At 69.3% G+C, this 10,852-nt stretch carries 8 protein-coding genes; 3 read left to right on the top strand and 5 right to left on the bottom strand.

Going from position 1 to position 10,852, the window contains the following annotated elements; genetic code table 11:
- Positions 1 to 385: 385 nt before the first annotated feature.
- Both ASF18_RS00315 and ASF18_RS00310 read right to left on the bottom strand, forming a co-directional pair.
- Positions 386 to 1,873: an LTA synthase family protein gene (locus tag ASF18_RS00315; RefSeq protein ID WP_056348325.1), complete on the bottom strand. Its 1,488-nt coding sequence runs from the start codon at positions 1,871 to 1,873 to the stop codon at positions 386 to 388.
- Between the two features lie 7 nt (positions 1,874 to 1,880).
- On the bottom strand, positions 1,881 to 3,581 hold the full coding sequence (locus tag ASF18_RS00310) for a capsular biosynthesis protein (RefSeq protein WP_244472506.1): 1,701 nt from the start codon (positions 3,579 to 3,581) through the stop codon (positions 1,881 to 1,883).
- A 484-nt stretch (positions 3,582 to 4,065) separates the two neighbouring features.
- On the opposite strand from ASF18_RS00310, the gene ASF18_RS00305 reads away from it, so the two are divergent.
- The 3 genes from ASF18_RS00305 to ASF18_RS00295 are packed head-to-tail and all read left to right on the top strand — an operon-like array spanning position 4,066 to position 7,023.
- On the top strand, positions 4,066 to 5,373 hold the full coding sequence (locus ASF18_RS00305; protein ID WP_056348320.1) for a capsular biosynthesis protein: 1,308 nt from the start codon (positions 4,066 to 4,068) through the stop codon (positions 5,371 to 5,373).
- A gap of 31 nt (positions 5,374 to 5,404) precedes the next feature.
- On the top strand, positions 5,405 to 6,172 hold the full coding sequence (locus ASF18_RS00300) for an SDR family NAD(P)-dependent oxidoreductase (protein ID WP_056348316.1): 768 nt from the start codon (positions 5,405 to 5,407) through the stop codon (positions 6,170 to 6,172).
- Positions 6,169 to 7,023: a formyltransferase family protein gene (locus ASF18_RS00295; protein ID WP_056348314.1), complete on the top strand. Its 855-nt coding sequence runs from the start codon at positions 6,169 to 6,171 to the stop codon at positions 7,021 to 7,023. Before ASF18_RS00300 ends, ASF18_RS00295 begins: the two co-directional genes overlap by 4 nt.
- Before the next feature lie 42 nt (positions 7,024 to 7,065).
- Here ASF18_RS00295 and ettA read toward each other — a convergent pair whose 3' ends face one another.
- The 3 genes from ettA to ASF18_RS00280 all read right to left on the bottom strand — a co-directional run bounded on the left by ettA (position 7,066) and on the right by ASF18_RS00280 (position 10,197).
- Positions 7,066 to 8,718, bottom strand: coding sequence for an energy-dependent translational throttle protein EttA (gene ettA / locus ASF18_RS00290; RefSeq protein WP_056348330.1), 1,653 nt, complete (start codon positions 8,716 to 8,718; stop codon positions 7,066 to 7,068).
- Between the two features lie 247 nt (positions 8,719 to 8,965).
- Positions 8,966 to 9,283 (bottom strand): hypothetical protein, encoded by a 318-nt coding sequence (locus ASF18_RS00285; protein WP_244472505.1) that lies wholly within the window; start codon positions 9,281 to 9,283, stop codon positions 8,966 to 8,968.
- A gap of 14 nt (positions 9,284 to 9,297) precedes the next feature.
- Positions 9,298 to 10,197: a DNA/RNA non-specific endonuclease gene (locus ASF18_RS00280; protein ID WP_056348312.1), complete on the bottom strand. Its 900-nt coding sequence runs from the start codon at positions 10,195 to 10,197 to the stop codon at positions 9,298 to 9,300.
- Positions 10,198 to 10,852 lie beyond the last annotated feature (655 nt).

Raw genomic sequence — 10,852 nt, 5'->3', positions numbered from 1 at the left:
CGTGGACACGTCCGCCCCCTCCACAACCGCCCCCGTCGTCGGGCCGGCCGCAGGCAGAAGCGAGGTACAGCCCGTCACGAGGCAGGCTGTCAGGGCGGCCAGGGACGCCTTACGAAGCATTGTTACTCTCCTGACCGGACCGCGCGCAGGTGCGATCCGGCGACGACGCCCGCCTCGGTCACGGCGCACGGGCGGCGCCATCGTGTTCGATGAAACGTGATCCCGAGGTCGCCCGTGAGGGGACTGGGATCACGGCACAAGCCTCCGAGCGGTGGCCGTGTCGGACGATAGCGGCAAAACGCTGCGATCGGATTAACGGATCGTGCACCCAGGCAGGCTCCGACCGGCCCATGCTGGATCCGGCCGCCTATCCATCACCAATGCGTCACGAGGGTGGCAAAGCCAAGCTCTCCCCCTCTCCGGGGAGCGCGATGATCTGACGGAGTTGACGCCCGAGCTCCGCCGCCGTGAGGTCGCGTCGGGCTCCCCCCCCGCCGGCATCCGGTCCGAACCTGAAGATGGCGTAATCCGTCGCCGTGCCGCCGAAACCGGGCCGGCAATTGGGAAGGGCCGGCGCATGATCGCCGAACACGCAGAGGGTGGCCCGCAGGCCTTCCAATCCGGCGAGGAGGGCTTCCACGGCCCGGCCCGTATTGCGTACATGGGTCAGGTATTGTGCCAGCGGGTCGTCGATACCCGGCAGACGCCCCGGCTTCCACGGCCCGTGGTTCTCCATCGTGATGCCGTACAGAAACAGGGGGCCGCTGCGCGCGCGGACTTCCGCCAGCACGCGGTCGGCCATCGCCGCGTCGCCGACATAGGGTCCCACCCGGGGTGCCTCGAAGAAGTCGTCCTCCATGATCAGGCGATCGAAGCCGAGGCGTGTCACCACCGCGGCGCGGTTGAAGAAGTCGCGGTGGAAGGGATGCACGAAGACGGTCTCGAACCCCGCATCGCGGGCGCGCAGGGGCAGGCTCGTCGGCTCGTGGCCGCCATGGGTGAGGTAGGGGTCGAACACACCGAAACCGAGATCCTCGGCATCGGTGCCGGTCAGGACCGCGTGCTCAGTGCGCATCGTGTAGGCCCCGTGGGCCGGCACGCGCAGCCGCCCGTGGAGGGTGGCGCGCTCGCGAATGATCTCCATCAGCGGCAGCGGCGGTCCGCCGAGGCGCACCGGATCGAGGAAGGATTCGAGCTGTACCACGACGATCACGGGTGCGTCGCCCCGCTGGATCGGGGTCGGGAGAGCCGCTCCCCGTTCGGTTCGGCGATGGGCGCGCCAACGAAGGGCATAGCCGAGCAGCGTGGCCGGAAGCCCGAACCGAGCGATGTCGACGTCCAGTGCCGGCGCCGGAAACAAGCGCGCGAGGGCGGCGGCGGCCTTCCCCTCCCCCGAGAGCACCACGCTGCTGACCAGCATCAGCGGGAGGGCCAGGATCGCCAGGATCGCGACGCTCGGCTCGGCCGGCAGGATGGTCGGCTCGATCGCATACCAAGCGGCGACCACTGTGGAAACGACGATGAGCGGCCCGGCCATGCGAGGGTCGCTGAGCGGGCGGGTGTAGTAGAGCTCCGGATGGCGCGGCACCTGCCGCAGGAGGGCGAAGTCGCTGAACACCAGCGGTTCGCCGATGATGCCGCGTTTGAGCCGGCTGACGATGGTGATGATCAGAATCGTCAGGACGCAGGAGACGCCCGCGAGCCAGGGACGCCAGGAGAACTGAAACCAGAACGCCATCACCCATCCGTAGCCCGCGAGGCGGATCGCGAGGTCGCGGGGACGCAGGCTCACGGGCCGCGCCTGCCCACCCTCGCGGGCCTCGATGGCCAGACCGAGCAGCAGGGCGAGGGTCAGACTGAGAAGAAAGGTCATTGCGGCGTCAGGGCTTCCGGTCCGGAAATCGCTCGACGCCGCGCTTGGCGCGAAGGCGTCGGATGAGAGGATTCAGCAGAGCGTAGCGCATCCGCATGGTGAGAATCCCCGTTCGACTCATGGCGAGGCGCGAAGGACCGGCCGCATCGCGAGCGGCGGCGAGGCGATCGAGGAGGCGCTCGGCCGAACACGGCTTGAGAGTGACCGGATCGAGGTAGAGCGGGTAGAGCAGGAGGGCGCCCGCCACGAGTTCGTCGAGCGCGAGCCGGCGTCCCCGATCCGCGCCCGGGGCCAGATCCTCGGTCAGGCCCCATCCGGCGTAGAACGGACGCCCGTGGACCGCGACGGTGCGGCCGCGGATCAGGGCTTCGAAGCCCGCCAGCGAGGTCATCGTCTCGACGTGGTCGACCCGGTCGAGCAGATCCACGATGGAGAGCCCACCGACGATCCGGTCGGCGAGCATGAGAGCCTCGGCCTCCGGGATTGCACCGGTCCGGAACCCGGCCTCCACGTCGGGATGCGGCTTGTAGAGCAGGAACGCGTCCGGGTTCCGGGCCCGGGCGGCTCGCAGCAGATCGCGGTTCGAGCGCACCACCGGGGAGCCGTGCATCACCGAGGCGTCATCTTCGACCTGGCCGGGGACGAGCACGATCCGGCGATCGCTCGGCCAGTCGCCGGACTCGTCGGTGAGACCGACATTGTATTTGGTCAGACGGCGGGCGATCACGAGTTCGCGCAGGGCCTTCGCCCGCGCGACGAGGTCCGGCGGGAAGCCCGACGTCCGCAGGAGAAAAGCGAGCCGGCTCTCGGTCCGTGGATCGTAATAGATCCCGCGATCGTCGACGACGATCGAGGCGCCGGGGGCGAGGCCGGCCCCGAGGCCCACGGAACGCAGGAAACCGTCCTCGATCCGCGCGAGAGGCACGCCCGCTTCGGCGCAGAGCGGCCCCAGCCGTTCCGGCATGCGCGTGGCCCAGACCCGGACCTGGGCCTGGTGCGCCCGGGCGGCCGCCACGGCATCCTCCGCCGTCATGGTGTGAATCGGTGGTCCCTGCGGACCGACCATGAATGCGTCGAGAACCGGACGCTTCCAGCCCGAGATGCCGACCAGCACCGTCCGTGTCTCGTTGTCGGCGAAGCGGTCGCGCAGCCATGCGACGCGGTCGAGGCAATCCCCGAACCCGATCGGGGCCCGCGTCCAGGGATCGAAGTAGTGGATCCCCGTGCCGTAGCGCAGGGCCACGAGCTCCTGCGTCGTCGGAGGTGCGGACATGTCACCCGGACGGGCGACGTCGCACCCGGCGAGACGCGCCTCGCAGGCCGTCGCCCAGTCGTCGACGAAGACCTGGCGAACCTGTTCGAATAGCGCCCAGGGATCGACCGGGGATGGGATGACCCGCAAGTGCGGAGAGAGGCTCGGCGACAGGTCCGCGCATCCGCTTGAGCCGGCGACGAGGAACGTCCTGTCCGGGTGCGCCGCCAGCACGCGCATCACGAAGGCCCGAAGGCGGGCGCCGGAGTGGGCGACGGCGCCCTCGGCGAGGATGAGGGACGGATCGGCGAGACCGGACAAGGCCTCCGAGATGGCCTCGACGGCCCGGCGGGAGAACCGATTCCGTCCGAAGATACGGGCGCGCAGCAGCGCCTCGGTGTCGACCTGCCCGAGACAGGTTGCGTGGCCAGCGTGGTCGACGCGGAGGCTCGCCATCCCCGTGCCGGGCGTGTCGTAGGGAGACAGCAGGGGACCCGGTCCCACGATCACGGGACGTGCCAGGCGCTGCGCGACGCTGCGGAGAACGCCGGAATCCCAGACCACGGGCGCCGCCCCCGGACGCCAGCGAGAGGCGAAGGGGACGTCCAGCGCGGTCGAGATCTCGGATCGCAGCGCGTGAACGCGTCCGCCTGTGGATAAGAGGGATGACGGCAGGGTCGAGGGCATGCGCACTTTCGGATCGACGTAACCGGCCGCTGCCTTAGCATCTTCGGGGCTCAGAGGGGCGTGGGTCGGGGGAGAGCGCTCGCCCGGGCCGGGCAGCCGCACCGCAGGGGGCGTTGCCGTAAAGGCACAGGCCACCGGAAATCCATTCCGGCCCTACGAGCGCCCAATTGCTGGGATGGGAGTCCCGTGCGACGGATTTGACCGTCCAGGGTGGCCCGCCATTGAACGGGCGCAGGAGCAGGCGTCGGAGAGAATGCTTCAGCCCCGCGCAGACATGCATCGCGACGGACAGGCGACGTTCCTCTTCCTCCAGGGACTCGCATCACCCTTCTTCGCAGACCTGGGCCGCGCCCTGGAGGCGCGCGGCCATCGGGTGCGGCGCATCAATTTCTCGTCCGGCGACTGGCTGTTCTGGCGCCTCCCCTCGGACAATTACCGGGGCCGCTTCGACAAGTGGGGCGCCTACGTCGCGGACTACGTCCGCACGCACGGCGTAACGGACATCGTGCTCTTCGGCGATTGTCGGCCCTACCATGTCGCCGCCACGGCCGCCGCCCAGCCCTTCGGCGTCCGATTCCACGTCTTCGAGGAGGGCTATCTCCGGCCGAACTGGATCACCTGCGAGCTCGGCGGCGTGAACGGCAACTCGGCGCTGCCGAAGACCGCGGACGAGATCCGCGCCGTGGCCCGGCGCCTGCCGCAGCCCGGCCGCGCGATGCCGTCGAGCGGCGACATGGCCCGGCGCAGCCTCTGGGACGTGGCCTACAACATCGCGAATTTCGGCTTCCCGTACTTCTTCCCGCATTTCCGCAGCCACCGGCCGCATCACATTGCGGTGGAATATGCCGGCTGGATCAAGAAGTTCGCCCGGCGCGCCCATACGCGGCGCGAGGCGGCACGACTGAACGAAGCCTACACGGCGATCGGCGTCGATTACTTTCTGCTGCCGCTCCAGCTCGACAGCGACTACCAGATCCGCGTCCATTCCCCCTTCCTGGGGGTCGAAGGCTTCATGGATCGGACGATCGCGTCCTTCGCCGCCCATGCGCCGGCGCCGACCCGCCTGCTGATCAAGCTGCATCCCCTCGACAGCGGCCTGATCAATTGGCGCAAGTACGCCCGCCATTCGGCGCGCCGGCACGGGGTCAACGACCGCCTGGACATCATCGACGGTGGCGACCTGCCCAGCCTGATCGCCGGCAGCCGCGGCGTCGTCCTGATCAACAGCACTGTCGGCATGCTGTCGCTCGAAATCGGGCGCCCGACCTGCGCCGCCGGCAATGCGATCTACAATTTCCCCGGCCTCACGCACCAGGGCGGCGTGGACTCGTTCTGGACGGCTCCGACGCCGCCTGACGGCCCCTTGATGGCGGATTTTCGACGCGTTGTCCTGCACCGCTCGCAGATCAACGGCGGCTTCTTCTCCCGCCCGGCCATCGAGCGGGCGATCGCCGGCACCATCCCGCGGCTGGAAGCGACGCTGCCGGCCTCGGCCCTGGCCGCGGCCCGCGCGATCCGGGCGGAGGACAGCGAGCCCCAGGAACTGGCGCCGGTCTATTGATCCGGTCCGGCCGGGCGCGCTAGCAGTCCCGATGCCCGTCATCCTGATCACCGGCGCGTCCAGCGGCATCGGCGCCGCCCTCGCCCGCCACTACGCCGAAGCCGGCACGACGCTGATCCTCCAGGGTCGGGACCGGACCCGTCTCGAGGCGATCTCCGACGCGTGCCGCGCCAAGGGGGCCGCGGTCGAGACCCGACGCCTCGACATTCGCGAGCGGGCATCCGTCGCAGACTGGCTTCAGGGCGCCGACCGCGCCCATCCCCTCGACCTCGTCATCGTCAACGCGGCGATCAACGGCGGCGATCCCGGCGGGGACGTGGAGACCGAAGCCATGGCTTTCGAGACCGTGGAGGTGAACCTCCTCGGCGCCCTCAACGTCGCCCTGCCCTGCGTGACCCTGATGCGGGCCCGCGGCCACGGGCAGATCGCGCTGATCTCGTCCCTGGCGGCCTTCGCGCCACTCCCCGACGCGCCCTCCTACAGCGGAACCAAGGCGGCGCTGCTCGCGCATGGTCTGGCGCTGCGGGAGAAGCTGAAGCCGCACGGCGTGCGCATCAACGTCGTCACCCCCGGCTACGTGAAGACCGCCATGGGCGGCGAGTACCAGGGCTGGCGTCCCCTCGAGCTCAGCGCCGAGGACGCGGCGCGGCGGATCGCGCGCGGCCTGGCCAAGGACCGGGACATCGTCGCCTTCCCGTGGATCCTCGCGGCGGGCGCGCGCGGCGCAGCCCTGCTGCCAGAATTCCTGCGGCGCCTCGGCATGAGCGGTTTCAAGTTCAAGATCCGGGTCGGGCGGTGAGCCGCCCCCGGATCGCGCTGTTCGTGCTGGAGGCCCTGCCGAACGCCCGCGCCGTGCGCCGCTTCGTCGGCGACCACGCTTCGGAGATCGCCTTCGTCGGCCTGTCGAACGCCGAACGACCGAGTTCCGGCGGCCTCGTGGGACAGGTCCGGCGCCATCTCGCGCGCTCCGGCCCGGCGATCCTGCCCTATCTCAGCGTCAATTTCGGACTGCCCGATCTCCTCGCGCCGCTCTCGCCGCTGACACGCCGGCTGACCGGCGCCAACAACTCGGCGGGTGCCACGCCCCTGAAGGCGCTCTGTCGCGAGCTTCGCATACCGACGCTGAAGGTCGACGACGTCAACGGTCCGGAGGTGGCGCAGGCCTTCGCGCGGCACACCCCCGATCTCATCGTCACCTTCCATTTCGACCAGATTCTTTCCGGCCCGACCCTGATGCGCGCACCGCTGGGCGGCCTCAACGTCCATCCCGGCCTGCTGCCGCGCCATCGCGGGCCCGTGCCGACCATCCACGCGCTGGCGGAGTCCGAGCCGGCCTTCGGGGTGACGATCCATCGCCTCGCCGTCACGATCGACGCCGGCGCGATCCTTTCGCAGGAAGCGGTCCGCCTACCGGAGTATACGACGGCGACCCGCGCCTCGGTGATCCTGCACGAGCACGGGCGGGTCCTGCTCGACCGGGCGCTCGCGGACCTCGCTGACGGAGGACTTCCCGCCGGGACGATCGCGCCGGTCCTGCCCTATTGCCCATTTCCGGACCGGACCCTCCTCAAGACACTGCGCCGCCAGGGCCGCAAGCTCACGGACGGGCGGGACCTGAAGGACGCCCTGGCCTTGAGCGCCCGGGCCTGAACCGGCGCCCGCCTCTTGCGAAGCGGGCGCCGGGCCGTCGTCTTATCGCGAAAACTTCTTGTACTTGATCTTCTTCGGCATCAGCGAATCGGCGCCGAGGCGACGCTTCTTGTCCTCCTCGTAATCCGAGAAGTTGCCCTCGAACCACTCGACGTGACTCTCGCCCTCGAAGGCGAGGATGTGCGTGGCGATGCGGTTTAGGAACCAGCGATCGTGGCTGATGATGACGGCGCAGCCCGCGTAATCCTCCAGCGCCTCTTCGAGGGCCCGCAGGGTCTCCATGTCGAGGTCGTTGGTCGGCTCGTCGAGCAGCAGAACGTTGGCGCCGCCCTTCAGGGTCCGGGCGAGGTGGACGCGGTTGCGCTCACCGCCCGAGAGGGTGCCGACCTTCTTCTGCTGGTCGGAGCCCTTGAAGGCGAAGGCGGCGCAATAGGCCCGGGAATTGATCTCGCGCTTGTTGAAATAGATGATGTCGTTGCCGCCGGAGACCTCCTGCCAGACCGTGGCGTTCGGATCGAGCGCGTCGCGCGACTGGTCGACGTAGCCGAGATGGACGGTTTCGCCGACGGAGATGGTGCCGCCGTCCGGCTTTTCCGCACCGGTGATCATCTTGAACAGGGTCGTCTTGCCGGCGCCGTTGGGGCCGATCACGCCGACGATGCCGCCGGGCGGAAGCTTGAACGAGAGATCCTCGATCAGCAGACGATCGCCGAACGCCTTGTTGAGGTGATCGAACTCGATGACGTTGTTGCCCAGGCGCTCGTCGATCGGGATGACGATCTGCGCCGAGGCGTCGATCTTGTCCTGGGACTTGGCCACCAGCTCCTCGTAGCGGGTGATGCGGGCCTTCGACTTCGATTGGCGGGCCTTCGGCGAGGCGGCGATCCACTCCTGCTCGCGGTTGATCGCGCGCTGGCGGGCCATGTCCTCACGGCCCTCCTGCTGGAGCCGCTTCTGCTTCTGCACCAGCCAGGCCGAGTAGTTGCCCTCGTACGGGTAGCCGCGGGTCCGGTCGAGCTCGAGGATCCAGCCGGTTACGTTGTCGAGGAAGTAGCGATCGTGGGTCACGATCAGGATCGCGCCGGGGTACTGACGCAGGTGGCCTTCGAGCCAGTTCACCGTCTCGGCGTCGAGGTGGTTGGTCGGCTCGTCGAGGAGCAGCAGTTCGGGCTCCCACAGCAGCAGCTTGCACAGGGCCACGCGGCGGCGCTCGCCGCCCGAGAGGGTCGCGACGGGCTGCTCGTCGCTGGGGCAGCCCAGCGCCTCCATGGCCTGGTCGACCTTGGAATCCAGCTCCCACAGGTTGGCGGCCTCGATCCGGTCCTGAAGGGCGGTCATCTCGTCCGCCGTCTCCTCGGAATAGTTCATGGCGAGTTCGTTGTAGCGGTCGAGGAGCGCCTGCTTCTCGGCGACGCCCTCCATCACGTTCTCGCGCACGGACTTGTTCGGATCGAGCTGAGGCTCCTGCGGCAGGTAGCCGACCCGGGCACCCTGGGCGACGAAGCCTTCACCGGTCCAGTCCTTGTCGATGCCCGCCATGATCTTCAGCAGGGTCGACTTGCCCGATCCGTTGATGCCGAGCACGCCGATCTTGGCGTCCGGGTAGAAGGACAGGTTGATGTTATCGAGGACTTTCTTGCCCCCCGAATAGGTCTTGGTCAGACCCTTCATGTGGTAGATGAATTCGCGCGCCATGGTGGTACCCCTGTCGTGTCGGCGGCCCGGCGCGCCCTGCGCCTCGACCATCGGAATCAGCGTGTGCAGTGTTGCGCGGCTGCATCCGGTCGAACCGGACGGCGTGCCGCGCCAAGAGCGCCGATGCGGTCGGACCTCGGGCGCTCGCCGTCGTCGAACCGCTTCGCGTGAGAGTGTTGCGCCGGAGTATCAGGGCGGCGACCGACCGGCAAGAACGGGGCCGAGAAGAAGGGCCGAGATCCCGGCCTCAGGCGAAGGGGTTCTTCACCGTGTCGGCGGACCGCGACTCCTCCGCGACCTTTTCGGGCAACGGCGCCGCCTCCAGGGCGGCCACGATGGCGGCGAAGGCCGCTGCGAGGGCCCGGGCCCGCTCCAGCCCGCGCGCGTCCCGCGCGAGGTCGAGACTGCCGTGGATGGCGATCCGATCGCGGCCGTTCTCGACGGAGAGACCGCCGATCGTCTGGACGGCCGCGTCGTCCGCGAAGGGCGCGAACCGGACCGGGCTCGTCTCCGACCGCGTGTCCGACGACCGGTCTGGGTCATGGGGGGCACCCGTCTTCGGCATCGGAACACCCCCCCTCAGAAGATGGCACGCATCAGATCGCGCCAGAGACGCCGCAAGGCGCGATGCAGCTGGTCCTTGGCCCAGGACTCGAACGAATCCGTTTGGGGCGCCCGGCGGCGCGGACGCTCGTCGCCTTCGGGCTCGCCCCGGGAATAGGCCCGCGGCTCCGGCAGATCCATCGCCCGTACCTTGGCGGTGGAGACCAGCATCGGAAAGACGTCGAGCCCGGACACCGTGCGCAAGGTGTCGACGGAGACGGCCTGCCAGGGCGGATTGTCCTGATTCGCCATCAGGTAGGCGCCCGCCTCCCCGGTGGCCGGGTCGTAGAGCGCCTTGAAGAGCTGGGTCGGCACCAGGACGCGCCCGTTGATCGCCTGAACGGCATCGCCGGAATAGATCGGTCCGGTCACGACGTAGAGCGTACCGCGTCGGGTGGCGAGACGCCGAACGCTCTCCTCGATCGCCGCCCAGAGCCCGCGATTGAGGGCGCGGTCCTGCGGGACGATGTTGGCGAGACTGAAGGACTGCGCCTGGGCCACGCCGGTCGGCATGTCGCCGGCCGGGGCCATGTGGCCGCGGTCGTATCCGCTACGGGCATAATCATCGAGCCGCGCCCGGTCGGCCGCCGGCAGCGCATCCTCGTCATGGAAGGCGTCGATGCGGTCGACCCGGCGAGCCGCCGCGACGCTGTCCCGCGTCAGGCGCTCGGCGGCGTAGAGCGGCGTCCGAGAGAGGCCGGAATGGAGCACCGCGAAGGCTTCGTAGCAGAGCGGCACGGCGCGTTCGGCCAGTTTCGGGTTGATGATCTCCGGCCGGCGCCCCTCCGCGAACGCGTCGGCGCAGCCCTCGGCCAGGGCCGCAACCGGTGCGACGCAGAGCCAGGCAGACAGCAGCAGGAGGCGTGGACCGACCATGGATCGCGTGGGCTCAAAAGCATACGCGGACTTTGCGGATCCCCTGTGGGGTCGCCCGCGTGCGATAGCCGCAGGGCCGGCCGAGGGTGCCCTCGGAGGGACGCACATCGCGATCGGCCGGACCGGGTCCTGCCTGGACGCCGCAGGTTCCGGGTGTCCCGCACGGGAACGTGAAGGGCTCGACCGGCGCGTGTCGGCGCACGAGGGACGGGTCGGCGGTACGGCCCGCCGCCCAGGCGGAACCGCTCGCGAGTGTCGCGATCACGGCGAGGCCGGCGGGAAAGCGGAGGAGCGACATGGCCTGCCTCGATGCGGGATCGGCGGACGGGAAAAGACGATCGCACCGTTGATCGGAACGAACGGTGGGATTACCTGCCGGAGTTCAGGCGTCGGCGCCAGCATCTCCACAGTCACGGCGCGGCGACGGATCGGTCTCTCGCGCCTCGGATTTCGGAATGGAATTGCAGACCGCGCGCGGTCTGTGGGAAAGCGCAAGCGCCCCCTGGCGTGGCAATGCCGCGTAATGACGTTATAAGTGCGATCGAAGGGCCCCGGTTTCGTCTTGGGGCATGCATCGTTCGAGGGTCGGTCCGCGCAGAGCGTTGGCGGCGGGCCGGATCGAGCGGGTGCCAGCAAACGAACGGGTGTGGATTCA

The organism is Methylobacterium sp. Leaf89 (assembly GCF_001422215.1).
In the GTDB taxonomy this organism is placed as follows: Bacteria; Pseudomonadota; Alphaproteobacteria; order Rhizobiales; family Beijerinckiaceae; genus Methylobacterium.
The sequence above is the reverse complement of the archived record's forward strand: the minus strand, read 5'-3'. Positions and strand labels throughout refer to the sequence as shown.